The sequence below is a fragment of the Tangfeifania diversioriginum genome, assembly GCF_900141875.1.
GTDB classification, from domain to species: domain Bacteria; phylum Bacteroidota; class Bacteroidia; order Bacteroidales; family Prolixibacteraceae; genus Tangfeifania; species Tangfeifania diversioriginum.
Window position 1 is genome coordinate 85,364 of record NZ_FQZE01000007.1, and the last position, 25,539, is coordinate 110,902.

Sequence of the window (25,539 nt, forward strand, 5' to 3'; positions counted from 1 at the left end):
CAATCAAAATTCCTGAAATTCCGGGAGATTTACATATATTTGATGAGTTAATAATTCGCAGGGCTTCCTGAATTATTTTGAAAACCTAACCTGATAAAATGATGAAACAACCAGTTAGTCTGCTTTTACTGTTTTTACTTCCCCTTTTTTTAAAAGCTCAGTTCATAGAAGTTAGTAAAAATAACAGTTATCTTGAAACATCTGACGGAGAACCTTTTTTATGGATTGGCGACACCGCCTGGGAGCTTTTTCATAGATTGAACCGCGAAGATGCAACGATGTACCTGAAGAATCGTGAAGAGAAAGGTTTTTCGGTGATCCAGGCCGTTGTTCTCGCTGAACGGGACGGGCTTAACAAACCCAATGCTTATGGCGAAATTCCGTTAATTGAAAAAGATCCCATCCAGCCCAACGAAAAGTACTTTGAGCATGTGGATTTTATTGTCAACGAGGCAGAAAAACTTGGACTTGTTGTGGGTATGCTTCCCACCTGGGGCGATAAAGTGACTCCTGCACACGGCGGTGGCCCCGTGATTTTTAACGAGCATAATGCATTTATTTTTGGTGAATTTCTGGGAAACCGCTATAAAAATAAACCCATAGTCTGGATTTTGGGTGGCGACCGTAATGTGGCCAATGAGCAGGAAAAGCTGGTTTGGCGGGCAATGGCCAATGGCCTGAAGAAAGGAGATGGGGAAAATCACCTGATTACATACCACCCGAGAGGCTACAGCTCTTCTCACGAAAAATTGCACCACGAAGACTGGCTCGATTTCAACACTTACCAATGTGGGCATTCCCATCATTACATGCGTGTTTATGATTTTGCTGAAACTTTGTCGAATGTGGAGCCCCGCAAGCCTTTTCTGGATGCCGAACCTGCCTATGAAGACATCCCGGTAGAATTCTGGAACTACCTTGACTGGAGTAATTCCTTGCCTGTCCCGGAAGATGTATTGAAAGATGACCACACTATTGCTAAAAGAGCACACTTTGAGCAGGGATTTTTCGATGATCATGATGTGCGCGTGCATGCCTACTGGAATTTTTTGGCCGGGGCTTGCGGATACACGTATGGCAACAATGCCATTTGGCAGATGTTTGAAGAAGGTGGCGATATGGCCATTCCCTGTTTAACCGACTGGCGCGATGCACTCGACCGGCCGGGGGCAGAATCAATGCGATTTGTGCGAGAAATTTTTGAAAAGCGGCCCTTTCATCTGCTTGTCCCCAATCAATCCGTTATTTTGGGAAATAATCCGAATGACAGCCTGCATGTTCGGGCGGCCGTGGCATCCGACAAGTCGTTTATGCTGGTGTATGCTGGTGTGGGGCAAAAACTGAATATTGATTTATCAGAAATGCAAAGCGGTGTAATTGCCTGGTGGTATAATCCACGCAACGGAAAAGCCACAAAAATTGGTAAAATAAAAAATGAAAGCAGTTACCAGTTTGTACCACCAAGTTCGGGTAAAGGCAACGACTGGCTGCTGGTGCTTGACAATCCGAAAGCGAAACTTAAAAACTTAAAGCTATGGTAGTTATACATTCTTACGGTGTGGCTGTTTTTCTGGCTTTTATCACCATGTTATGCTGGGGTTCGTGGGCCAACACCCAAAAACTGGCACAGAAACACTGGCCGTTTCAATTATTCTACTGGGACTATGCCATCGGGGTTTTGCTTCTTTCACTACTTCTGGCTTTTACTGCCGGCAGTATTGGTTCTGAAGGCCGAAGTTTTCTGGCCGATTTGGCGCAGGCCGACAGGAAATCGCTGTTGTTTGCCTTTCTGGGCGGTGTGGTTTTCAACATTGCCAACATTCTGCTGGTAGCAGCCATTGCCATTGCCGGTATGTCGGTGGCGTTTCCTATTGGCATCGGACTGGCGCTGGCATTGGGTGTAATCGTGAATTACATTTCAACGCCTGTGGGCAATCCTGTAGTGTTGTTTGTCGGAGTCGCATTTGTGGTTTTTGCCATCATTCTCAGTGCAATGGCTTACCGGAAACTTCCATCGCAAACCACCACAAAAACAAAAGGAATTGTTATTTCCCTGGCGGCAGGGGTTCTGATGGGATTCTGGTATTACTTTGTTGCTGCTTCCATGACCGAAAACTTTGTTAATCCTGCAGCTGGTAAGTTAACTCCCTACTCGGCTTCGGTGATTATGGCCATCGGACTGTTCGTTTCGAATTTTCTGTGGAACACCATTTTTATGTATAAACCAATTGAAGGAGAAAAGGTAACTTATCGCGACTATTTCAAAAAAGGCGATACCCGGCTTCATTTAATCGGAATTTTGGGTGGAGCGATTTGGGGACTTGGAACTGTGGTGAACATTATTGCAGCGGAGCAGGCTGGTTACGCCATCTCCTATGGTCTTGGACAGGGAGCAACTCTTGTCTCCGCACTTTGGGGGGTTTTCATTTGGAAAGAATTTAAAGGTGCAAAAGGTGTTAACGGTTTACTGACTGCCATGTTTCTGTTTTTTGTTGTGGGCCTCGCCCTGATTATTGTTGCACGGTTATATTAAAAAGTTATGGAAAAACCGAAAATTGTTGTCGTTGGAAGTTCCAATACCGACATGGTTGTAAAAGTGCCATACATTCCAGCTTCCGGTGAAACCATTCTGGGAACTGATTTTATGACCATCCCCGGTGGAAAAGGGGCTAACCAGGCAGTGGCTGCGGCGCGGGCCGGCACCGATGTCACTTTTATCGCCTGTGTTTCCGATGATTCGTTTGGGAAGCAGGCGATTGAGAATTACCGGAATGAAGGAATAGACACTTCGTGCATAAAAATTCAGCCAGGCATTCATTCGGGCATTGCGCTCATAAATGTAGCCGAAGGTGGAGAAAACAGCATTTCCGTTGCTCCCGGTGCCAACAGCTATTTGTTTCCTGAGGATATTTATGGTTTTGAAGACGTTTTTGAAGGTGCAAAGATGGTGCTTGCACAACTGGAAGTCCCCCTTGAAACAGTGGAAGCAGCAGCCGAAGTGGCGCATGAAAAGGGAATTCCGTTTATTCTGAATCCGGCTCCCGGAGCTGCAATCCCTGAAAGTTTGTTGAGCAAAGTAACCATAATATCACCCAATGAAACCGAAGCAGCCATCATCACGTCCCGAAATGAATTTTCTGAAAAAGACGTCCCGATAATGGCTGAAGAAATTTTTGAAAAGGGGGGAACAACAGTGCTGCTAACGTTGGGAGGAAAAGGTGTTTATCTTAAAACTTTTGATTTTGAGGGAATCATTCCTGGCTACAAAGTAAAAGCAGTGGATACCACTGCTGCCGGCGATGTGTTTAACGGCGCACTTGCTGCGGCATTAGCCGGAGAAATGGATTTGAAAGAAGCCGTTGATTTTGCCCAGCGGGCGGCAGCAATCTCAGTTACCCGGATGGGCGCGCAACCATCGGCGCCAACGCTGGAAGAAATTCAACATGTTCAATTTTAAAATCGATTTGAAACTAAAACCAAAATAATGAAGACATTGCTATTTCCATTGACACTTTTCTTCTTTTTTGTTGGTTGTCAGAACAAGAAGAATGAAAATGACAAAATTTCTTATACCGAAGGTGAAATTCTGACAATTTCCAAAAGTGATTTGCAAGACAAAATCAAAGGCGGCTGGGCCGGGCAGGTAATTGGTTGCACGTACGGCGGGCCCACCGAATTTCAGTGGAACGGCACCATGATTGGCGACCACGTCCCCATTCCATGGGATGAAACCAGAATGTTGTGGTATTACGAAAATTCACCGGGTTTGTACGATGATGTGTATATGGATTTGACCTTTGTGGATGTATTTGAAAAACATGGATTGGATGCGCCCGACTCGCTCCACGCACTGGCATTTGCAAAAGCTGAATATCCGCTCTGGCATGCCAATCAGGCGGCGCGGTACAACATTCTCAACGGCATCATGCCGCCCGAATCAGGTTTCTGGAAAAACAATCCGCACGCCGATGACATCGATTTTCAGATTGAAGCCGATTTTGCCGGATTGATGGCGCCGGGAATGCCCAACACAGCGGCTGACATCGGTTGGCGAATTGGCCACATCATGAATTACGGCGATGGCGTTTACGGTGGAATCTACGTGGCGGCTATGTACTCGCTGGCGTTTGTTTACGACGATATGGAGTTTATCGTGGAAGAGGCGCTGCAAACTGTTCCTCCCGAGAGTGAATTTTACCAGTGCATTGCCGATGTCATTCAGTGGTACAAACAGGATCCCGAGGACTGGAAATCGGCCTGGTTTGAAGCCCAGAAAAAATGGACCTTCGACAAAGGGTGCCCCGACGGGGTTTTCCGGCCGTTTAACATCGATGCCAAAATCAATGCGGCATACATTGTCATCGGATTACTATACGGAAACGGCGATTTTGGAGCCACCGTCGATATCAGCACGCGCTGTGGATATGACTCCGATTGCAATCCGGCCAATGCTGCCGGAATCCTCGGAACTATGATTGGTTACAGCCAGATTCCTGACTACTGGAAACAAGGCATTGGCAAGGTGGAGGGTATGAATTTTCAATACACCGACATGTCGCTGAATAAAGTGTATGACATAGGCTATCGTCATGCATCGGAAATGATTCAGCGATACGGTGGAAGCGAAGAAGGGGAAGATTTTCTGATTCAGTACCAGGCTCCGGAAACCGTTCCGCTTGAAGTAGGTTTTGAAGGTCTTTTCCCGACTGAACGGAGAAGAATTGGGAAACAATTAACCAGGCAAAATCCCGAACTTTCTTTTGAAATTGAAGGTTGTGGATTTGTGGTTGACGGACGGGCTGCCAAAGAAGGCAATCTGCCGGAAGCTGTTTTGGAAATGGATGTTTATGTGGATGGAGAGCTGCTGGAAACCGCAAAAATTCCAACAAAATGGCTGATTCGCCGGCACGAACTGACCTGGAATTACGACTCGTCGGAAGAGAAGCATACCGTAACGCTGAAAGCCAAAAACATTTCGGAAGGTTACCGGATTGAAACCGGAGATTTACTGGTTTATTCAACTAACGATCCGGGTGCCAGGGGTTATTTTGAGTAATAGTGAATCAATGTAAATTCTAATGCGAAATATTGCTCCCGCAGATAGCGCTGATTCGCGCAGAATAAGTCTGAAAATCAGCGTTCATATGCAATGTCCTCAGGGGCTTTATAATCGGTCAAATAATTCATGTTGAACAAATTTTAAATTGGATAGTAAATGAAAAGAATTAATTTAAAACAGGTTTTCGGGAACGGATTTTTCCCGTCTTTATTGATGCTGGCTATTTTCTTCAGCTCCTGTAACATGACGGATAGTTCCAAAATCCCGGTTATTTTCGATACCGATGCTAACAACGAAGTGGACGACCAGCACGCGCTGGCTTACCTGCTGTTTAGCGGCGATCATTTTAACGTGGAAGGCGTTACGGTGAATGCCACCAGTGCTCCCAGCGGTTATTCCGATGAATCGGATGTGAGCGACCATTACGAAGAGGCCAAACGGGTGATGCAGCTTTGCGGCGGCTTTTACGGCAAAATTCCGCTTAAAACCGGTGCTGATGGTTCTTTCGAAGAAATTAAGAATCATATTGGCGAACCCGAATTCGACGGGCACGAAGCGGTGGATTTTATTATTGAGCAGGCCATGAAAAAACGCAACCAAAAGCTGGTGTTGCTGCCGGTGGGCAAACTCACCAACATTGCCCTGGCACTGATGAAAGAGCCGGCCATTGCTGAAAATGTGCGAATCGTATGGCTGGGTTCCAATTACCCGGAGCCGGGCGAGCACAACCAGGATTGGGACATCGCATCGATGAATTACATTCTGGATGTGGATGTACCGTTTGAAATGGTTTTGGTGCGTGGCGGAAAACCTTCGGGAACGGCTGCCGTAATGGTTTCCAAAGCTCAAATATTGCAAAGGATGCCCGGAAAGGGGCCTGAAATTGATACTCCTGTAACCGGACGACACGGCGGCGATTTTACCAATTTTGGCGATTATTCAGCAAATTTGTTTAGCCAATACGGAATGTGGGGCGATCCTCCCGGTCGTGCACTTTTCGATATGGCTGCCGTGGCGGTGGTAAAAAATCCGGATTGGGCCGAAACCCGCGAGATTCCGGCGCCCGTCTATGTAAACGGAAAATGGGTGGAACGGCCCAACAATCCACGGAAAATTACCCTTTGGGAATGGTTCGATATTTACGGAATTGTGAATGATTTTTTTGTAACGATGGATGACTATAAACTGGTGAAAACAAAATAAAAAACTATGAAATCATTTGTAGATTCAGTTAATGGAAAATATACATTTCTGTTTTTGATAATTGTCTTGTCCATTTCATTTTCTTTGCCGGCAACCGCCCAGTTGGATGATCTTGAAAAGTCGATTGCCGAGCACCGGAAAGGAGAAATTATCATTAAGGCAAAGCCAGGTGCCAAAATTCGGGTTGAGCAACAGGAACATGAGTTTTGGTTCGGTTGCGCCATCAGCGATGGTATTTTTAATGGAAGAGCCTCTGAAAATGATCTGAAAATGTATAAGCAAATTTTCCTTCAGAATTTCAATTCGGCAGTGACCGAGAACGCCGTGAAATGGCCCGGAATGGAGCGGCGCAGAGGCGAGGTGGATTATTCACTGGTAGATGCCATGTTGGAATGGACGGAAGAAAATAATATTCCACTCCGGGCACACAACCTGTTCTGGGGAGTCGAACGGTTTATTCAGCCCTGGATAAAAGAACTTTCGAATGAAGAGCTGGAAAATACGTTGAAAAGACGTGCTGAAACAGTAACTTCCCGCTACAAAGGCCGGTTCGCCGAATACGACCTGAACAATGAAATGATTCACGGCAATTATTACGAAGATCGGCTGGGCACAGATATCACCAAAAAAATGGCACTCTGGGCGCAAAACGGCGATCCCGATATCAAACTTTACCTGAACGATTACGACATTCTTACCGGAAACATGCTTGACGAATACATGGCACACATACGTGGTTTGCTGGCGCAGGGCGTTCCCATTGCCGGAATTGGCGTGCAGGGACACCTACATGCGGAATCCTTTGATCGTGGCGAACTGAAACGTTCGCTCGATTCGTTGGCACAATTCAACCTGCCTATAAAAATTACCGAATTCAACATGCCCGGGCAGCGCTCAAAATATTACCAAAACCGCGATTTGAAAATGACAGCTGAAGAGGAAAAGCAAAAAGCTAAGGATTTGGTGGATTACTACAAAATTTGTTTTGCCCACCCGGCCGTTGACGGCATTCTGATGTGGGGATTCTGGGAAGGCGCCAACTGGATTCCGCAATCGTCGCTCTATAAACGCGACTGGACACCCACACCCGCTGGTGAAGCGTATCAATTTTTAATTTTTGACGAGTGGTGGACGAATGTGAATGCGCACGGGGCAACTAATAAAGATGAGATTTCAGTTCCGGCGTTCTACGGAAAATACAAAATTACATTCGAGGGAGAAACGAAAGAGGTGGAGCTGAAAAAAGCAGAAGGAAAAGTGGAAGTCAATTTTTGATTAGTTTTGCCATTCAGTTTTAATGGGCAAGACAATTGGAAAAAATCCGAAAAATAATCCATGTGGATATGGATGCTTTTTATGCGTCGGTGGAGCAGCTCGATAATCCTGAGTTGAAAGGAAAACCCGTTGCGGTAGGTGGCTCCAGCGAGAGGGGAGTGGTGGCAGCTGCAAGTTACGAAGCCCGGAAATTTGGGGTACGTTCGGCCATGGCATCCACCACGGCCAAACGCAAATGCCCGCAACTCATTTTTGTTAAAGGCCGGTTTTCGCGTTACCGTGAAATTTCACACCAAATCCGCGAGATTTTTTTTGAATACACCGATTTGGTTGAGCCGCTTTCGCTCGACGAAGCCTACCTCGATGTTACCTATGCAAAAAAAGGAAAACCATCGGCCACGCTTATCGCTCAGGAAATCAGAAATCGTATTTTCGAAGCAACCAAATTAACGGCTTCGGCAGGTGTTTCGTACAACAAGTTCCTGGCAAAAGTAGCTTCTGATGTGAATAAACCCAACGGAATTTTTGTGGTTACCCCCGATAAAGCCCGGGATTTTATTGAGAGTCTCGAAATTAAAAAGTTTCACGGAATAGGAAAAGTAACCGCGGCAAAACTTAATAATATTGGGGTGTGGTTTGGCCGCGATCTGAAAAAGCTCGACCGGTTTGAACTGGTTCGTTTGTTCGGAAAAGCTGGTAATTATTATTACAATATTTGCAGAGGAGAGGATTACCGTCCGGTGCAGCCAACGCGTGAACGGAAATCGCTGGGCGCAGAGCAGACTTTTTCTAAAGACCTGTACCTGGAGCACGAACTGGAAGAAGAATTGCTGAACATTGCTGATGAAGTTTGGAAACGTGCACAACGGGCAATGATAAAAGCCAAAACATTCACCCTGAAATTTAAATATGCCGATTTTGAACAGCACACCCGGAGTAAAACCATCAACGGGTATTTGCTTTCGAAAGAAGAACTTTTGGCCGAAAGCCGAAAACTCATGAAATCCGGAAATTTTAACAAAGGTATTCGTTTGCTGGGGTTAACACTTTCGAATTTTCAGCATGAAGAGCAAAAACAACCGGTGCAGCTGACAATCGAATTCTGATTTTTTATTATTTTTAATCCCAAATCAACAACTATGAACACATCTCAAATTGTCTGGGTGAAAAATCTTCTCGATTCGCGATACTTGCTCTATCAGAATGGAAAACAAGTTGGCTTTCTCGTTAATTCTGCTTTTAAAATGTACTTCACTGGTGAGTTAAACGGGAAAAGAATCTTTTTGAATCCACGAGGTTTTTTAAATAGTAATCTCAATATTTTCAATTCCGAAAAAGAAAAAATAGGGGAGATAAAATTCGACTTTTGGAAATTGAGAGCAAAAATTTATTTTTCTGATTCTGAAGAATATGAATTTGCATATACAAATATTTTTCACCTGAACTGGATAGTAGCCGGAAATAACAAATCAGTAAATTATACAAGCACCATTTCCAACGGAAGTTTTGAATTCGAAAATTTTCAGGATGAAAAAGTTGCATTAACAGGTTTGGCAATAAAAAGCTATTTAGTACAACACGGGTACAGCATTTCCACTGTAATTTTTCTTTTGATTGTATTACTGGTAGTTATCTGATATTATTTGCCAGCGGGATTTGTTTTGCGCTGGTAATCGTCAAAAAGCCGGATAATCTATTGGGTCCCGTTTTGTGCTGTCGCAATTAAAATTGTATTTTCAGCCCAAATTTGAATCTGAATTCTGAAAAACAAATCGTTCGAAAATGAAGAAGTTAAAACGTTTTTTGCTGATCCTGGTAGTTGTTCTGATTGCCGGTTATTTGCTCGGTCCAAAACCTCCACAACCCGAATTGAACAAAAACCTGCCATCGGTGGCGGCAAGCATACGTAACATTGAGGAATATATTGCGGAAAAAGAAGCCGAATTGCCTGTGCGGCCCGACAATGAATCGCGCATCGTGTGGGCGAATGATTCAGTTAGAGAACGCACTGATTACAGCGTGCTTTACCTTCACGGGTTTTCGGCATCCTGGTACGAGGGATTTCCGGCAAATGTTGAGTTTGCCAGGCACTTTGGAGCCAATGCTTACTTTCCCCGGCTGGCTTCGCATGGTTTGGACACCGAAGATCCTTTAATTGACATGACTCCCGATCGACTGTGGGAATCGGCAAAAGAAGCACTGATGATTGCACGCAGCCTTGGGAAAAAGGTGGTCATTATGAGTACTTCCACAGGCGGAACACTTGCGCTGGAACTTGCTGCGGAATTTCCGGAATACGTTGATGGATTGGTCCTCTATTCGCCCAACATCAGGATAAACAACAATACCGCATTTATGCTCTCCAAACCCTGGGGCCTGCAAATCGCCCGTTCGGTTTACGATGGGAAATACCGGGTAACAAGCCAGGATTCCACATCAAAAGAATGCCAGTACTGGTATTGTAAATACCGGCTGGAAGCGTTGGTTTACCTGCAACAGCTGGTTGAGGAAACCATGGTTGATGAAACTTATGAACGGGTGACTGCTCCTGTTTTTCTGGGATATTATTATAAAGATGACGATAGCCAGGATGAAGTAGTGAAAGTGAGTGCCATGCTGAATATGTTTGAAAAGCTGGGAACCCCCGAAGATCGCAAAGTGAAAATGGCGTTTCCCAATGCAGGCGAACATGTGATTGCCTGTGAATTGACTTCCGGATCAGTCGATGAGGTAGTCAGGGAAACCATAAAGTTTGGCGAAGAAATTCTTCGCATGGAACCTGCAAACTGACTTTATTCTCAGGCAATTTTTGAAGATGCGGCTTCGTCGATGTACCAGATGAGTTTGCCGTTTTCCGGTGTAATATAATAGACCGGTAAAAGTTTGGCTTCCTCCTCGTCATTCATAATTTCAGCAATGCGCTGTGCTTTGTTTTCACCTGTCACCAAAAAGAAAATCCGATTGGCGTTATTGATTACTTTGCCTGTGAGGGTAATTCGTTGTTGCCCGGTTTCAGGGTGTTCAGCAACTGCGCAAATTTGTTCTTTCTCCAGCAAATTCAACTGGTTGGGGAATATTGATGCGGTGTGGCCATCGTCTCCCATGCCAAGGATTATCAGGTCGAAAACCGGGATGCCATCACGCAAATTCAGGTTTTCCGAAATTTCTTCCGAATATCGTTTGGCTTCTTCTTCGGGATTGTTTTCCCCCTTTATCCGGTGAATATTTTCCTGTGGAATATCAATTTGCGAAAAAAGGATGTCGTTGGTCATTTTAAAATTGCTTTCTTCATCATCGGGCGAAACACAGCGTTCGTCGCCCCACCAGAAATGGAGGCGTTCCCACGGAATAGTATCTTTGTGCTTTTCCACCAGTATCTTAAAAAGTTTTTTCGGCGTACTTCCACCCGATAAGGCAATATTAAAACGTGGCTGAGAGGAACGTTGAGTCATTTTGAATATTTGCTTTGCTACCCTTTTAGCCACTTTTTTGGGTTTGGCAAATATTTTTACTTCTGTTGAGGCAGTCATAATTAAATATTTAAGTGCCTAAATTTAAGAATTAATTCTATTTATAGTTCACAGTAGGTTCCGTCGTTCGAAAGATTTTTGCAGGGATACCTCCAGTCACCGTTTTGAATGAGCTTGTCTGAACTGTCGGGGCCCCATGTTCCTGCCGGGTAGCCGTAAATAGGAATGTTCGGGTTGTTTTTCCAGGCATCCAGAATGGGTTGCACAAATTTCCAGGCTTCTTCCACCGCATCACCTCGGGAGTAAAGTGTGGCATCGCCCTGCATGCAGTCGAGCAGTAACCGCTCGTAGGCCGAGGGGAGCCGTACTTCTGATAAGTCGGAATAATGAAAATCCATGTTAACGGTTTGCACCTGAAATCCGGCGCCGGGGGTTTTCATTCTGAATTTCAGTAAAATGCCTTCATCGGGTTGAATGCGAATAACAAGCTGATTGTCAATAGGTCCCTGTTCGCCTGAATTATTAAAAAGATGATGCGGTACCTGTTTAAAATGGATGACAATTTCGGTTACGCGGGCCGGCATTTTTTTGCCTGTCCGGATGTAAAAAGGAACTCCGCCCCAGCGCCAGTTGTCAATGAAGAATTTCATGGCTACAAATGTTTCGGTCCTGGAATTGTTATCAACTCCGGGTTCTTCGCGGTAGCCTTTTATTTTTTTCCCTTTTATAGTTGAATTAATGTATTGTCCGCGAATAACATTTTCGGGTACCTTTTCTTCGGGAATGGGGCGCAGCGACTGAAAAACTTTTACAATTTCGTTGCGAATAGCATCTGCCTCAATAACAACCGGAGGCTCCATGGCCACGAAACCGGCCAGTTGCAACAAGTGGTTTTGCAACATGTCGCGCAGTGCGCCGGACTCGTCGTAGTAACCGCCCCGGCCTTCAACACCAATATTTTCTGCCGAAGTGATTTCAACCCGCTCGATGAAATTGCGGTTCCACAGTGGTTCAAAAATCCCGTTGGAAAAACGGGTGACCAGCATATTCTGCACACTCTCTTTCCCGAGGTAGTGATCGATGCGGTAAACCTGGTTTTCATTAAAATATTTGAGCAGCTGTTTGTTGAGTTTTCGGGCCGATTCGAGGTCGGCTCCAAATGGTTTTTCAACAATGAGCCGCCTGAAAAATTCATCCGATTTGCTTAATTCGGTTTCGCAAAGGTTTTTCGCAATGATTCCGTAAACAGATGGGGGAGTGGACAAATAAAAAATGTAATTGGCATCTGTTTTTTGGTCTGCACTCAATTTTTCGAGCCTTTTTTTTAGTTTTTTGAAGTCTTCAGTTTCATGTGGTGAAACGGGCTGATAAAACAATTTTTCGGCAAATGTTTGGGTTTCTTTGTTTTCGGGAAGAAATTCAGCGGCTCGTTTTCTGAAATCTTTGTCAGAAAGTTTAGTTCGTGATGCTCCTAAAACGGCAAAATTTTCGGGTAACATTTTTTGCTGGAACAGGTCGAAAAGGGCGGGTATTAATTTGCGTTTGGTTAAATCGCCCGAGGCACCGAAAATAATAAGTATCTGGTTTTTTGTCTTCTTCATTCTGTTGATTTTTTTTCTCCTTGTTCAACACAATATACAACCACATTGTTCTGATGAAAAAAATACCTGAGCTTAAAATGCGCTGTGCGATTGTTTTTTAACATCTGTCCGTATAATTCACCGGGATTTGTTTCCGGCTGAATTAAAATATCGGTGTTGAATTGTATGTTTTTTTCGCAAGTGCATTTAAATATGGCTTCTTTGGCACTCCAGTATATTATTTGTGTAGTTTGAATGTTGGATGTATTGTTTATTTGTTCTTTTTCCTTTTCAGAAAGAAAACGGTTGACCACGGGTTGAATGTTGCGGTGGATATTTTCCGCATCGATACCAATATTTTTTTTGGAAAGAAAGACAACTGCCAACTGAACGGAGTGGGAAATACTTAAATTGTAGCTGCTGTTTTTTAGTATTGGTTTTCCTGATTCATCGTAAATAACTTCTGCTTTTTCATCCAGAATTTCTTTCAGCAGCAAGCGTACGGCCATAAATTCTTTTCTGCGCTTTTCAAGTTTAAAGCTTTCAAAAGTTGTTTTTTCAGCATCCGAAAATTGAAAGTCGGCCTCCAGGATGGAACTACTTTCGGTCAGTTTCCAGATTCCGATTACTCCTTCCGGAGTTTCTATTTTTTTTGAAAATGGCATTAATCCCAGTAGGTTGTTTCAATGAGCCGGATTACATCTTCTTCTAAAAAATCGACAACGGGTTTTAGTGAATCGATATTTGGCGTTGCCCGTATATAAAGGGCGCCGCGCAAAAAATGGGTGGTGCTGTCGGTCAGAAAAAACTGAACCGGGGAGGCTGCATTCCCTTTTATCCGGTAGATGGTTCCGTAAACTTCCCTGCCCGGATTCATGAAAATCTGTTCCTCAATGGCATTGGCTTTTACGGAATGTTTATAAGCGAGTTCGCGCGTTTCTTCAATAAATTCGGCCAAAAGCTGGCGGCTGGGTTTGGGAGCGTTTTGCAACTGGTAATACGAAATGTGTACTTCAGCTTTGTTTTCGGGTACATTAATATTAATCCAGTCCTTTTTCCCCGGATTCCTGCTGTCGGGAGTAATGTTGGCATAATCAGGAATTTCAAACTGATAGGGAAAATCGCGGTTTATAGTGTGGTATTGTTTTTCGGGAAAATCGATGCGGAAGAAACCGCGTGGCTTGGGTGAATGTTTTTGATTACAGGCCAAAACAGCGGTAAGAATAAAAATTAAAAACAAAATTTTTTTCATGTTGCAAGTAACTACGTTTTGCAGAGTAAACGCAAAAATAACGACTTAATTTTTTTACTGACGTTTTATTAAGGGGTTTGTGTAAAGAAAAAAGCCCCGTGGTGGCGGAGCTTTCTATTTTTTTTACTTAAAATGGCAAATCGTCGTCGCCACCCTGGTCATCAGCTTCCGGTTCAGAAACTCCTTCAAAATTACCGGATCCACTTTGGTTGTTGCTGGCCTGTGAGTCTGGCGACTCTTGGTTGTTATCCTGCGAGTTGTTTTTCGTATCTAGCATAACCATATTATTTGCCACGACTTCAGTAAAAAACTTTGTTTCACCGTCTTTTTCGTATTGGCGGTGAGTTAATTTACCTTCAATAAAAAGCCTTGAACCTTTTTTTACATATTGCTCCACGACTCCCGCAAGCCCTCTCCATAACACGATATTATGCCATTCAGTTGTTGTCACACGCTCACCATTTTTTGCTCTGTAGGATTCTGATGTTGCCATTCTGAATTTAGCAACTTTAACATCCTGATCGAGATGTTTTACTTCGGGGTCATTTCCTACGTTACCAATTAAAATTACTTTGTTTACTGACATTTTTACTTATTTTAGGTTAACTACTTAAAAATACGAAATCTCATTTTATTTCACACAATCATACTGAAATAAATTAAAAATCCCCTGCGTTTTTTATCAAAATTTCAATTAACCGGGGAACCGGAAAATCGGAGATTGAATTCTTTTCAACCTTTATTAGATTATCAGTTAGCGATTTTATCGATGGAATTTCAACATGAATCAGTGTGGCAAAAATTACCTGGTGACTTAAAATATGTTTGACTGGTTTCGAAATTTTATTCACGGTTGCAGAATGTCCGTTTAAAAATGGTATGTTTTTTAAATTTCCAATTTCCGAATCAGTAAGTTCTTTATCGGATTCAAGCAACGGAAACTGGTAAAGGTTTTTCCAGATGTCGTTTCCAGTGCGTTTTTCCAGCCAGGTAAATTTCCCGTCATCAATATAAAAATAGTAGAAATAGCGTTTTCGTTGTTTGGTCCGTTTCTCTTTTACAGGCAGTTCTTCAACCTGTTTTTCTGAATAGGCAAAACAGGAGTCTGCAACCGGACAGTTTTTGCAGTTGGGCGATTTAGGCGTGCATTGAAGCGCCCCGAACTCCATCAGTGCCTGGTTGTGAAAGCCGGGATTTTTTGGAGGCAGTAACCCGGATGCCAGTTCACGAAATTCTTTTTTGGCTTTTCCTGAATCGATAGGAGTTGATATTCCAAAATACCTGGAAAGTACACGGTAAACATTTCCATCAATTGCAGGGTAGGGCAGTCCGAAAGCAATCGAGGCTATTGCAGCACCTGTATAGGGGCCAATTCCTTTTAACCGGATAATGTCTTCATATGTTTCCGGAAATTTTCCTTGCAGTTCGTTTTGAATGAAACGGGCAGTTTGGTGCAGATTTCGGGCCCGCGAATAGTAACCAAGTCCTTGCCAAAGTTTCAAAACTTCATTTTCGGAGGCTCCGGCAAGGTGTTTTAGGGATGGAAACCGATTAATAAAATTTAAATAGTAATTTTTCCCCTGCTCAACTCTGGTTTGCTGAAGAATTATTTCAGAAATCCATATTTTGTAGGGATCATGCGTGTTTCGCCACGGTAAATCCCTGAAATTTCTGTTATACCAGAGGTGGATTTGTGGTACAAATTGATTCATTTATGCTAATTGATTCATATTCTTTCGTTAAATGCAAAAATAAATTAATTAAAAAGCTTTCCGGTTTTTAAATTATTTTTATTTTTGCACACCAGTTTAACCCGATTAATTTATTGAAAACTAAATATTTTAAGAGATGACAAAGGCAGATATTGTAAATGAAATTTCGAAAAACACAGGAATTGAAAAAGTAACTGTTCAGAAAACGGTTGAAGCATTTATGGAAACCGTTAAAGATTCGTTAGAAGATGGTAAAAATGTTTACCTGAGAGGATTTGGTAGTTTTGTGGTTAAAAAGCGGGCAGAAAAAACTGCACGTAATATTTCAAAAAATACCACAATTATAATCCCTGCTCACTACATTCCATCATTTAAACCAGCTAAAACCTTCGTTTCACAAGTAAAAAATAACGTAAAAGAGTAAATTATGCCAAGCGGAAAAAAAAGAAAAAGACATAAGATGGCAACGCATAAGCGCAAAAAAAGATTGCGTAAAAACCGCCACAAGAAGAGAAAATAATTTTTAGTTCATTTGTTAAATAAACAGTTTAAACCTAAGGCATTTTGTCTTAGGTTTAAACTGTTATAAGAGTATATAATATATATTTAACAATATTAATATTTAGGTTGTGAGTAGTGATTTAATAATAGACGTCACTCCATCCGAAATTGTTATAGCATTACAGGAAAACAAAAAGCTTGTTGAATTTACCAGGGAGAAGAGCGGGGCGAAATTTGCAGTTGGCGATATTTATCTTGGAAAAGTAAAAAAAATAATGCCAAGTTTAAATGCAGCCTTTATAGATGTAGGTTACGAAAAAGACGCTTTCTTGCATTACCTCGATATGGGGCCGCAGTTCTCCACACTTAATAAGTTTTTACGGATTGTTTCTTCCAGGAAAAATAAAATAACTTCGATTTCCAGGATTCATTCCAACCCCGACATTAACAAGGAGGGAAGGATTACCGAAATACTTAAAGCAGGTCAGAAAGTTCTTGTGCAGGTTGCCAAGGAACCTATTTCGACCAAGGGGCCACGCTTAACTTCTGAAATTTCAATTGCAGGAAGGTACATGGTTTTAATGCCTTTTAGCGAAAAAGTTTCGGTTTCGCAAAAAATTAGCACCAACGAGGAAAAAAATAGGCTGAAGAAATTAGTTCAGAGCATCAAGCCCAGAAAATACGGCATAATTGTCAGAACAGCTGCTGAAGGCAAAAAAGTTGCTGATCTTGACCAGGAATTACGCCGTCTGGTAGATAAATGGGAAACCACATTTCATAAGCTTAAACGTGCTTCGGCCCCATCGCTGATTATAGGCGAAATTGACAGAGCAACTGCTCTGCTACGCGATATTTATAATCCTAATTTCAACAGCATTATTGTAAACGACCAGGCTGTTTGTAACGAAATAACTGATTATATCGACAGCATTCAGCCCGGCAAGAAAAAAATTGTAAAGCTTTATAAAGGAAACCGCCCGATTTTAGAACATTACGGAATTGAAAAACAAATTAAAGCCTCGTTCGGTAAAACGGTTTCATTTAAAAACGGAGCTTACCTCATTGTTGAACACACTGAGGCTTTCCATGTAATTGATGTTAACAGTGGCAACAGAGCCAAGGGTGGGGGAGATCAGGAATCCAACGCGCTGGAAGTGAATCTGGCAGCATGTGACGAAGTAGCGCGACAATTGCGGTTGAGAGATATGGGAGGCATTATTGTTATCGATTTTATTGATATGCACATTGCGACAAACAGGCAAAAGGTGTATGATCATATGAAAGATGTTATGGCCAACGATCGCACAAAACATAACATTTTGCCCCTGAGTAAATTTTGTTTAATGCAGATTACCCGCCAGCGGGTACGCCCCGAAGAAATTATTGAAACGGCCGAAAAATGCCCAACATGCAACGGAAGCGGGAAAATTATGCCTACCATTTTATTCGCCGATGAACTGGAGAATAAAGTGAAATATATTTTTAAAGATTTGAATAAAAAACGCCTTCAACTGAAGGTACACCCCTATATTGCTGCATATCTTACAAAAGGTTTTAAGAGCAGACGAAACCAGTGGATTTTAAAATATTTGAAGTGGGTTAAAGTTGAACCCAACACTTCGTATGCATTTCTCGAATACCATTTCTTCGACGAGAATTTAGAGGAAATTATTTTATAAATGGCCGGATAAGTTTATCCGGCTTTTTGTTTGAAAATTTAATTCATTTTAACCCTTCATTAACAAACCAAACATTAAAAATTAATGATTGTTATATTGAAATATTTACATTTGTGCATGTATTTTTAGATTTAACATTTTTAAGAAATATGAAAAAAATAACACTTATACTATCATTTTTTCTGGTTGCATTTTTAGCCAATTCACAAATTATTGAACCGATTAAATGGTCGTTTGATGCGAAACAGGACGGGAGAGATGTGGAATTGATTTTTACGGCCACCATTGAAGATGAATGGCATTTGTATGACACTTATCTTCCGGAAGGAGGCCCCATTGCCACACAGGTTGTTTTTGACGATTCCACGCAATTTGAATTTGCCGGGGAACTAAAAAAAGAGCCGCAGCCCATTGAAAAGTTTGACAACACCTTTCAAATGGATTTACGGTATTTTGTGGAAGAAGCAACCCTGACACAAAAAATCAGGCTTAAGAATGACGATCCGGTGGAAATCTCAGGCCATGTGCTTTTTATGGCCTGCGACGATGAAACCTGCCTCCCCCCAAATGAAGCCGATTTTTCGTTTGAATTTAACGGAGGTGTAGCAGCACAACCGGCTTCTCAACCCGAGGAGGAGGTTTCAGACGTTTCCGGAACAACTTCCGGGTCATCCAGCGGACAGTCGCTTTGGTTGTTCATTCTTATTTCTGCCCTGGCAGGGCTGGCAGCAATCTTAACACCCTGTGTTTTTCCAATGATTCCTATGACAGTATCTTTTTTTATGCGGGGAAGCGACAACAAGGGAAAAGCTATCAAAAACGGCCTCTTTTTCGGTTTCTCCATATTAATGATATTCACTGTGCTGGGGGCGTTGTTCTCAATTGGAATATTTGGTCCAAACGTAGGAAGTGTATTAAGCACCCACTGGATACCTAATCTCCTGTTTTTCCTGTTGTTTTTGGTATTTGCCGTGTCGTTCTTCGGTGCGTTCGAAATTGTTTTACCCAACAGTTTGGTAAATAAAACCGATTCGAAAGCAGAACAAGGTGGATTTGTAGGTGCCTTTTTCATGGCTTTAACAACGGTTATCGTATCATTTTCGTGTACCGGGCCGTTTATTGGCGCTTTAATTATTGAAGCTGTTCAGGATGGCGGAATGCGTCCGTTGATTGGAATGTTTTTCTTCGGACTGGCTTTTGCCGCGCCGTTTACTTTGCTGGCTATTTTCCCGTCAGCACTCAAAAAATTGCCAAAATCAGGCGGTTGGCTCAATTCAATAAAAGTTGTATTTGCCTTTATTTTACTGGCATTCGGATTAAAATTCCTTAGTAATATCGACCAGGTGTATGGACTGAATTTTATTAGTCGCGAAATTTACCTGGCAATATGGATTGTACTATTCTTCCTGCTTGGGATGTATTTCCTGGGTAAAATCAAATTTTCGCACGACAGTGATTTGCCCTATATTGGAACAGGAAGGTTGTTTCTTTCTATTGCAACTTTCACTTTTGTAGTTTATCTTTTTACCGGTTTGTTAGGTTCGCCATTAAGTTCAATTTCTGCATTGTTGCCACCTCAGAGTGCCAGCCAGACTTATATTACAAGTCATTCTGCCGCAGGTGGTCAAAATACTCCCAATGAACTTTGCGGCCCTGCCAAATACGCCGATAAACTCCACCTGCCACATGGGCTGAACGGTTATTTCGATTATGAGCAGGGGATGGCTTGTGCCGAAGAGCAAAACAAACCAGTCTTTCTGGTATTTAAAGGACATGCGTGTGCCAACTGTAAAAAAATGGAAAATTCAGTGTGGGCCAATCCGCAGGTACTGAATCTTTTATCAGAAGAGTATGTAATTATCGCTTTGTACACCGACGATAGAACTACCCTGCCTGAAGATGAATGGATAACTTCCTCAAATGATGGCAAAGTGAAGAAAACAATGGGTAAGAAAAATCTTGATTTTCAGATTACTGAGTATGCTACCAACAGTATTCCGTTTCATGTAATAATTGAGCCTGACGGAACTGAGCATAAACTGGGAGTTACATTCCAAGATGATGAATTTTTAGCCTTTTTGCAAAGAGGAATAGAATGAATTGGTTTTCAGTAAAATATAACCCGGGCAATTTTAGTCCGGGTTTTTTATTATCAATTTTTAACATTTTTAAAATAGTTGTCCGATCCGAAATAAATATCTTTAAATGTAATTTATACCAAAGAAGATAAAAATGGATTTAACAGATTGGCTATTCTGGAATGTAGATACCCAAATTGATTTTGTATATCCACGCGGAAAACTCTATGTTCAGGATGCCGAGACAATAAGGCCTCAGTGGAAAAAACTTACAAAATTAGCTGCAAAAAATTCGATTCGGGTAGTAAACTCTGCCGATTATCATTATGCCAACTCCGCTGAACTGGATGCTTCACCCGATTTTATAAAAACGTTTCCTGAGCATTGTATGGCAGATACAAGAGGAGCTGATTTCATAAAAGATACCGACCCCGAAGACCCGGTAGTTTTTGATTGGGACCGGGAATTCCTGATAACTCCCGAACTGTTTGACCGGGAAAAATACCGCAATTTTGTAATTCGGAAAGATGCCTTCGATGTCTTTGCGGGGAATCCTTTAACTGAAGTGATTTTAAAACACCTGAATCCCGAAACCGTAGTTGTTTATGGTGTAACTACCAATGTTTGTGTCGATGCTGCGGTAAAAGGCCTTGGCAAAAGAGTTAAAAATGTAATTGTGGTGCAGGATGCCATTAAAGAATTACCCAATATCCCGCTTCCTTTTGATGACTGGAGAAAAAAAAATGTAAAGCTGGTAAAGCTTGATGAGCTCGAAAAAATGATGAAGTAGTTACTTTTGTTTTTTCTTCTCATTTTCCAGAAATCGTTGTTCGAGCAGCGCACTTCTTTTTATGGTGCTCCTAAGCCATTCCAGCATAATATTTTCTTTTTCAACACTTGTAAGCTGCCAGTTAATAGTTGCATTATTTCTGAGTTTCCCGGTGAGGTGGTGTAAAGTGATAGCTGCTGAAACCGAGATATTAAAACTTTCGGTAAATCCGAACATAGGTATTTTAACAAACTCATCGGCTTCCTTCATAATTGTATCCGAAATTCCGGGCAGTTCCGAACCAAAAACAAGGGCGGCTTTCCCTTTTGTTAAATCAAAATCTTCCAGCGTTTTATCATTTTTATGCGGAGATGTTGCAATGATTCGGTACCCTTCATTTTTCAGGGTTTTCACGGCGTTTAAACTGTTATTGTTGGATTCAGCAAATTTTCTGATAGAAAGCCATTTGGACGAACCTAACGCCACTTCTTTGTTTACATTGAATGTGTTGCGGTTTTCAATAACATTAACATGTTGTACTCCAAAACAGTCGCAGCTGCGTAAAACAGCGCTTGCATTTTGCGACTGGTAAATATCTTCAAGCACAACGGTTAAATAGGAGGTGCGGTACTGAAGTACTTTTTCAAACAGTTGAAGCCGGTCGGGGGTAACAAAAGTGGTTAGGTAATTAATAAGTTTTTTATTCATCTTTCAAAATTTTTGTACAAAAAAAGGGAAGCGTTTAGCTCCCCTCTGTAAGTTCTTCCAAAAAACTGTTCTGTTACGAAACAGAATCTGCCAGGTCGGCCCCAGCTTTGAATTTAACCACTTTTTTAGCAGGAATAGTAATTTCTTTTCCTGTTTGTGGATTTCTGCCTGTTCTGGCACCACGTTCTGTTACTGAAAAAGTACCAAAACCGATTAATGCAACCCTGTCACCGCCTTTAAGAGCGTTAGTTGTTGCACCAATAAAAGAATCTAGAGCTTTTTTAGCATCTGCTTTTGTCAGGCCAGCTCCTTCGGCCATTGCATCAATTAATTGTGCTTTGTTCATAAGTTAATAATTTTAATAAATAATTAAATTGTTGAAATATAGTAAATTAAATCGCAATACTATCAAAAATACAATCATTGATTTTTAGGTGTTATACTCTAAACAACCAGTAAAATCAATAGTTTCAGAGAACCTTTTTAAGTTTTAGCTAAATTCTGAAATAAGTTTTAAAAAAACAACCCTAAATCCCTTTTTTTTTCAGCATTTTGATAATTTTTTACCGGTAAGTTTTTTTTTGATTGAAAAAAAATTCTACTTTTGTCGCGCCATGGAGAGATGGCAGAGTGGTCGAATGCGGCGGTCTTGAAAACCGTTGAACCGAGAGGTTCCGGGGGTTCGAATCCCTCTCTCTCCGCAAAAAATCCGCTGGGAAACCGGCGGATTTTTTTATTTAATAAAGTTGTTGATAACTTTTTGAGCCCACAAACAACTGATAGGCATCTGCAGCCCTGTTTTATCAGTTGGTCGGGCATTTTATAGTTCTGAAAAAATATTACCGGTATCAGTATTTGAAAATGGCCACATATTTTAGGTAATTTAAACTGAATTGCTATATTTGCACTCGCAAAATAAACACGGGTGTAGCTCAGTTGGCAGAGCACTGGTCTCCAAAACCAGGTGTCGGGAGTTCGAGTCTCTCCTCCCGTGCAAAAAAAAGCTGCAGAAATGCAGCTTTTTTTGTTTCCCTTTATTATAAAATTAAAACATCTGCATGTTATGCAGTTTTTTGTAGCGTCCGCCCAACTTCATCAACTCATCGTGGGTGCCGCGCTCTTCAATTTTCCCTTTGTGCATCACACAAATCATGTCAGAATGTTTTACGGTTGACAGCCGGTGGGCAATAATCAGCGAAGTCCGGTTTTTCATCAGATTTTCGAGTGCATCCTGTACCAGGCGTTCTGATTCGGTATCGAGCGAGGATGTAGCTTCGTCCAGTATCATTATTGGAGGGTTTTTCAATACGGCACGGGCTATAGAAATGCGCTGTTTCTGGCCGCCTGACAACTTATCCCCGCGGTCTCCAATCGAGGTTTCGTAATCATTTTCATAACCCATTATAAAATCGTGCGCATTGGCAATTTTTGCAGCATTAATAACATCTTCTTTTGTGGCATTGTCCATACCGAATGCAATGTTGTTAAAAAAGGTGTCGTTAAACAAAATAGGTTCCTGGTTTACATACCCGATGAGATTTCGGAGCGAGTTTATTTTCAGTTGGCGGATGTCTTTGCCATCAATGGTAATTCGTCCCTGGCTGACATCCCAAAAGCGGGGGAGCAGGTCAACCAGCGTTGTTTTTCCGCTGCCCGACTGGCCAACCAGTGCAACTGTTTTTCCTTTTTCTACATCAAGCAAAATATTTTTTAAAACTGGCGTTTCATTGTATGAAAACGAAACATTTTCATAGCTGATTTTCGATTGGAAATTATCAATATCTTCCGCATCCGAACTGTCATTTATTTGAGTTGGGGTGTGTAAAACTTTGTCGATCCTTTCCATTGAAGCGAGTCCTTTTTCAACACTGTACAACGCCGTGGAAAAAGCTTTTGCCGGATTAATTATATTATAAAAGAAAACAAGATAGCCAATAAATGCAGCTGCCCCGAGTGCCCCTTCCTGGTTTAAGATGAGCTGACCACCATACCAGAGTACAATAATAATAACGGTAGTTCCCAAAAATTCACTCATGGGGTGGGCCAAAAACCTGCGCCACATCAGCTGGTTCATTATTTTGAAATAATTGGTGTTCTCCGTTTCAAACCGATTTATTGCCCTGTTTTCGGCATTAAAAGCTTTAATAATCCGCAGCCCGGAAAGGTCTTCTTCAATAATTGAAAGTATTTCTCCCATTTTGTGTTGTCCTTTCCGGCTCTCTTTTTTCAGGCTTTTGCCAATGCGCCCTATAATGAAGCCGGCAATTGGGAACATCACAAAAACAAAAAGGGTGAGGCTCCAGCTCATATAAATCATTACCGCCACCGAAACGATGATAAGAATTGGGTTTTTAATCATCATTTCAAGCGAGTTCATGATGGAATTTTCCACTTCGGTAACATCGCCGGTCATGCGGGCCATTATATCACCTTTGCGTTCGTCAGAGAAAAAACCCAGCTGCAGTTTCAGTACTTTCCGGTAAATTTTTGAGCGGATGTCCCGCACCACGCCGTTTCTAATTAGCACAATCATGTAGTTGGCCAGGTAATAAAATCCAACCTTCAGCAAAACGGTAATTATTATGAAAATGCCAATGAAAACCAGTGCCTTTTCGTGGCTGTATTGAAGTATGACTTTGCTTATCAGGTAGTTGCTGTACTCGGAAAATGCTGAAACATTGAGGCCAACTTCTGGTTTTTGGGTAACCAGTTCCTGCGTACCAAACAAAATTTTCAGCGAAGGGATTAACAATAAAAATGAGAAAGCCCCAAATATGGCGCTCAAAAAATTGAAAATGATATTCCAAACGAGCTTCCATTTGTAGGGTGGAATAAAGCGGCGAAGTATTTGAAGAAAATCTTTCATGGCTAATTATTAGAAAACTCCGGTGTAATTTTGTGGAGTAATCTTTTTTAATTCTTTTTTTATTTTTTCATCAACATCCAGATTATCAATGAAATTGTGGATAGCTGGCATGTCGATAACTTCATTTTTGCGGGTTAAATCTTTGAGCGCTTCGTAGGGATTGGGATAAAATTCGCGCCGCAAAATGGTTTGAATGGCTTCGGCAACTACAGCCACATTATTTTCCAAATCTTTTTTTATAGCCGGCTCGTTGAGCATCAGTTTGTTTAGTCCTTTTAGCGTAGATTTTAAGGCAATTATGGTATGGCCAAAAGGAACGCCGATAAAACGGGTAACGGTTGAATCGGTGAGGTCGCGCTGCAGCCTCGATACAGGAAGTTTGGCAGCGAGTTGTTCAAACCCGGCGTTGGCAATACTAATATTGCCTTCGGAATTTTCAAAATCGATAGGGTTAACTTTATGCGGCATGGTAGATGAGCCAACTTCACCTTTTTTAATTTTTTGCTTGAAATAGTTCATCGAAATGTAGCTCCACATATCACGGTCGAGATCGAGAATGATATTATTGATGCGTTTCAGCGCGTCGAAAATTGAAGCATAATTATCGTAATGGGCAATTTGAGTGGTGTACTGCGACCGTTCCAGTCCAAGTTTTTCCCTGCAAAAATTATTGGCAAATTGCGGCCAGTCAATTTCGGGGTATGCCGCATGGTGTGCATTGAAATTACCGGTGGCACCGCCAAATTTGGCATGGCACGGAACTGCATGCAGCTGCGCGAGCTGAATCTGAATCCGTTCAATAAATACTTTGATTTCCTTTCCGAGTTTGGTAGGCGATGCCGGCTGTCCGTGGGTTTTGGCAAGCATCGGAATATTTTTCCACTTTTCAGCCAGTTCTTCCAGCTTTTCGGTTACCTGCTGCAAAAGCGGATAATATTCTTCGTCCAGTGCATCGTGAATTGATTTGGGCAAAGCTGTATTGTTGGCGTCCTGCGAGGTGAGGCCAAAATGGATAAATTCCCGGTATTTTTCCAGTCCCAGCTTCTCGAATTTTTCCTTTAAAAAATATTCAACTGCCTTAACATCGTGGTTGGTAACGCTTTCAATTTCTTTTACACGGGTTGCATTTTCAACCGAAAACTGTTGGTGTATTTGCCTGAGTTCTTCCAGCTTTTCTTTCGAAATATTTTTGAGCTGTGGCAGCGGATATTCGCAAAGTGCGATAAAATATTCAATCTCTGCAAAAACCCTGTATTTAATAAGAGCATACTCGCTAAAGTATTTCCAAAGATTTTCAACTTTACTGTGGTACCGGCCGTCAACCGGCGATATTGCCGTTAATGCGTTAAATTCCATTCTTTTGCCTTTTAAAACCCTGCAAAGGTAG

The 25,539-nt window shown here is 41.9% G+C and carries 23 protein-coding genes and 2 tRNA genes; 15 read left to right on the forward strand and 10 right to left on the reverse strand.

Features of this window, described 5'->3' with window-relative positions; translation table 11 throughout:
* The first annotated feature begins 98 nt into the window (after positions 1–98).
* The 9 genes from BUC07_RS06225 (at position 99) to BUC07_RS06265 (ending at position 10,327) form a co-directional block, all read left to right on the forward strand.
* The gene (locus BUC07_RS06225; protein WP_217652654.1) at positions 99–1,541 is read left to right on the forward strand and encodes a glycoside hydrolase family 140 protein; all 1,443 of its coding nucleotides are present in this window, start codon (positions 99–101) and stop codon (positions 1,539–1,541) included.
* The gene (locus BUC07_RS06230) at positions 1,535–2,533 is read left to right on the forward strand and encodes a GRP family sugar transporter (RefSeq protein ID WP_073167306.1); all 999 of its coding nucleotides are present in this window, start codon (positions 1,535–1,537) and stop codon (positions 2,531–2,533) included. The genes BUC07_RS06225 and BUC07_RS06230 overlap by 7 nt, the downstream gene beginning before the upstream one ends.
* Positions 2,534–2,539: 6 nt before the next feature.
* Complete coding sequence (gene rbsK / locus BUC07_RS06235) at positions 2,540–3,457, forward strand: ribokinase (RefSeq protein WP_073167308.1); 918 nt, start codon at positions 2,540–2,542, stop codon at positions 3,455–3,457.
* A 27-nt stretch (positions 3,458–3,484) separates the two neighbouring features.
* Positions 3,485–5,056, forward strand: coding sequence for an ADP-ribosylglycohydrolase family protein (locus tag BUC07_RS06240; protein WP_073167311.1), 1,572 nt, complete (start codon positions 3,485–3,487; stop codon positions 5,054–5,056).
* 159 nt (positions 5,057–5,215) lie between these two features.
* Positions 5,216–6,262 carry a nucleoside hydrolase gene (locus BUC07_RS06245; RefSeq protein WP_083578131.1) on the forward strand — a complete coding sequence of 349 codons (1,047 nt, stop codon included), beginning with the start codon at positions 5,216–5,218 and terminating at the stop codon, positions 6,260–6,262.
* Between the two features lie 6 nt (positions 6,263–6,268).
* Entirely contained in the window at positions 6,269–7,537 is a 1,269-nt protein-coding gene (locus tag BUC07_RS06250) for an endo-1,4-beta-xylanase (protein WP_073167314.1), read from the forward strand.
* A gap of 35 nt (positions 7,538–7,572) precedes the next feature.
* The gene (dinB, locus tag BUC07_RS06255; RefSeq protein WP_073167316.1) at positions 7,573–8,643 is read left to right on the forward strand and encodes a DNA polymerase IV; all 1,071 of its coding nucleotides are present in this window, start codon (positions 7,573–7,575) and stop codon (positions 8,641–8,643) included.
* Positions 8,644–8,676: 33 nt separating this feature from the next.
* The gene (locus BUC07_RS06260; protein ID WP_073167320.1) at positions 8,677–9,174 is read left to right on the forward strand and encodes a hypothetical protein; all 498 of its coding nucleotides are present in this window, start codon (positions 8,677–8,679) and stop codon (positions 9,172–9,174) included.
* A 145-nt stretch (positions 9,175–9,319) separates the two neighbouring features.
* Positions 9,320–10,327 carry an alpha/beta hydrolase gene (locus BUC07_RS06265; protein WP_073167324.1) on the forward strand — a complete coding sequence of 336 codons (1,008 nt, stop codon included), beginning with the start codon at positions 9,320–9,322 and terminating at the stop codon, positions 10,325–10,327.
* Between the two features lie 8 nt (positions 10,328–10,335).
* On the opposite strand, the gene pgl is transcribed toward BUC07_RS06265, so the two are convergent.
* From pgl to mutY, 6 genes are all read right to left on the reverse strand, one after another.
* On the reverse strand, positions 10,336–11,067 hold the full coding sequence (gene pgl / locus BUC07_RS06270) for a 6-phosphogluconolactonase (RefSeq protein WP_073167327.1): 732 nt from the start codon (positions 11,065–11,067) through the stop codon (positions 10,336–10,338).
* Positions 11,068–11,108: 41 nt separating this feature from the next.
* Positions 11,109–12,608 (reverse strand): glucose-6-phosphate dehydrogenase, encoded by a 1,500-nt coding sequence (gene zwf / locus BUC07_RS06275; RefSeq protein ID WP_073167331.1) that lies wholly within the window; start codon positions 12,606–12,608, stop codon positions 11,109–11,111.
* Positions 12,605–13,252 carry a 4'-phosphopantetheinyl transferase family protein gene (locus BUC07_RS06280; RefSeq protein WP_073167334.1) on the reverse strand — a complete coding sequence of 216 codons (648 nt, stop codon included), beginning with the start codon at positions 13,250–13,252 and terminating at the stop codon, positions 12,605–12,607. The genes zwf and BUC07_RS06280 overlap by 4 nt, the downstream gene beginning before the upstream one ends.
* Positions 13,252–13,839 carry a gliding motility lipoprotein GldD gene (gldD, locus tag BUC07_RS06285; protein WP_073167338.1) on the reverse strand — a complete coding sequence of 196 codons (588 nt, stop codon included), beginning with the start codon at positions 13,837–13,839 and terminating at the stop codon, positions 13,252–13,254. The genes BUC07_RS06280 and gldD overlap by 1 nt, the downstream gene beginning before the upstream one ends.
* 127 nt (positions 13,840–13,966) lie before the next feature.
* Complete coding sequence (locus BUC07_RS06290; RefSeq protein WP_073167341.1) at positions 13,967–14,425, reverse strand: single-stranded DNA-binding protein; 459 nt, start codon at positions 14,423–14,425, stop codon at positions 13,967–13,969.
* A gap of 73 nt (positions 14,426–14,498) precedes the next feature.
* Positions 14,499–15,551 (reverse strand): A/G-specific adenine glycosylase, encoded by a 1,053-nt coding sequence (gene mutY, locus BUC07_RS06295; RefSeq protein ID WP_073167345.1) that lies wholly within the window; start codon positions 15,549–15,551, stop codon positions 14,499–14,501.
* 136 nt (positions 15,552–15,687) lie between these two features.
* On the opposite strand from mutY, the gene BUC07_RS06300 reads away from it, so the two are divergent.
* The 4 genes from BUC07_RS06300 (at position 15,688) to BUC07_RS06315 (ending at position 20,599) form a co-directional block, all read left to right on the forward strand.
* Positions 15,688–15,975 (forward strand): HU family DNA-binding protein, encoded by a 288-nt coding sequence (locus tag BUC07_RS06300; RefSeq protein ID WP_073167349.1) that lies wholly within the window; start codon positions 15,688–15,690, stop codon positions 15,973–15,975.
* A 205-nt stretch (positions 15,976–16,180) separates the two neighbouring features.
* The gene (locus tag BUC07_RS06305; protein WP_073167353.1) at positions 16,181–17,731 is read left to right on the forward strand and encodes an Rne/Rng family ribonuclease; all 1,551 of its coding nucleotides are present in this window, start codon (positions 16,181–16,183) and stop codon (positions 17,729–17,731) included.
* A gap of 149 nt (positions 17,732–17,880) precedes the next feature.
* A complete protein-coding gene (locus tag BUC07_RS06310) occupies positions 17,881–19,830 on the forward strand; it encodes a protein-disulfide reductase DsbD family protein (protein ID WP_073167542.1) in 1,950 nt (649 codons plus the stop codon).
* A 133-nt stretch (positions 19,831–19,963) separates the two neighbouring features.
* Positions 19,964–20,599, forward strand: coding sequence for a cysteine hydrolase family protein (locus BUC07_RS06315; protein WP_073167356.1), 636 nt, complete (start codon positions 19,964–19,966; stop codon positions 20,597–20,599).
* Here the strand turns inward: BUC07_RS06315 and BUC07_RS06320 are convergent, their stop codons facing one another.
* Together BUC07_RS06320 and BUC07_RS06325 are read right to left on the reverse strand one after the other, a co-directional pair.
* Positions 20,600–21,286, reverse strand: coding sequence for a TrmH family RNA methyltransferase (locus BUC07_RS06320; RefSeq protein WP_073167359.1), 687 nt, complete (start codon positions 21,284–21,286; stop codon positions 20,600–20,602). It abuts the gene before it with no gap.
* Positions 21,287–21,359: 73 nt separating this feature from the next.
* Positions 21,360–21,632 (reverse strand): HU family DNA-binding protein, encoded by a 273-nt coding sequence (locus BUC07_RS06325; RefSeq protein ID WP_073167363.1) that lies wholly within the window; start codon positions 21,630–21,632, stop codon positions 21,360–21,362.
* Between the two features lie 270 nt (positions 21,633–21,902).
* On the opposite strand from BUC07_RS06325, the gene BUC07_RS06330 reads away from it, so the two are divergent.
* A tRNA-Ser gene (locus tag BUC07_RS06330) sits at positions 21,903–21,987 on the forward strand.
* Positions 21,988–22,207: 220 nt separating this feature from the next.
* Positions 22,208–22,280, forward strand: a tRNA-Trp gene (locus BUC07_RS06335).
* Between the two features lie 51 nt (positions 22,281–22,331).
* On the opposite strand, the gene BUC07_RS06340 is transcribed toward BUC07_RS06335, so the two are convergent.
* Both BUC07_RS06340 and purB read right to left on the reverse strand, forming a co-directional pair.
* Positions 22,332–24,152, reverse strand: a complete 1,821-nt coding sequence (locus tag BUC07_RS06340) for an ABC transporter ATP-binding protein (protein ID WP_073167366.1) — start codon at positions 24,150–24,152, stop codon at positions 22,332–22,334.
* A gap of 9 nt (positions 24,153–24,161) precedes the next feature.
* Positions 24,162–25,508, reverse strand: coding sequence for an adenylosuccinate lyase (gene purB / locus BUC07_RS06345; RefSeq protein ID WP_073167369.1), 1,347 nt, complete (start codon positions 25,506–25,508; stop codon positions 24,162–24,164).
* Positions 25,509–25,539: the final 31 nt, after the last annotated feature.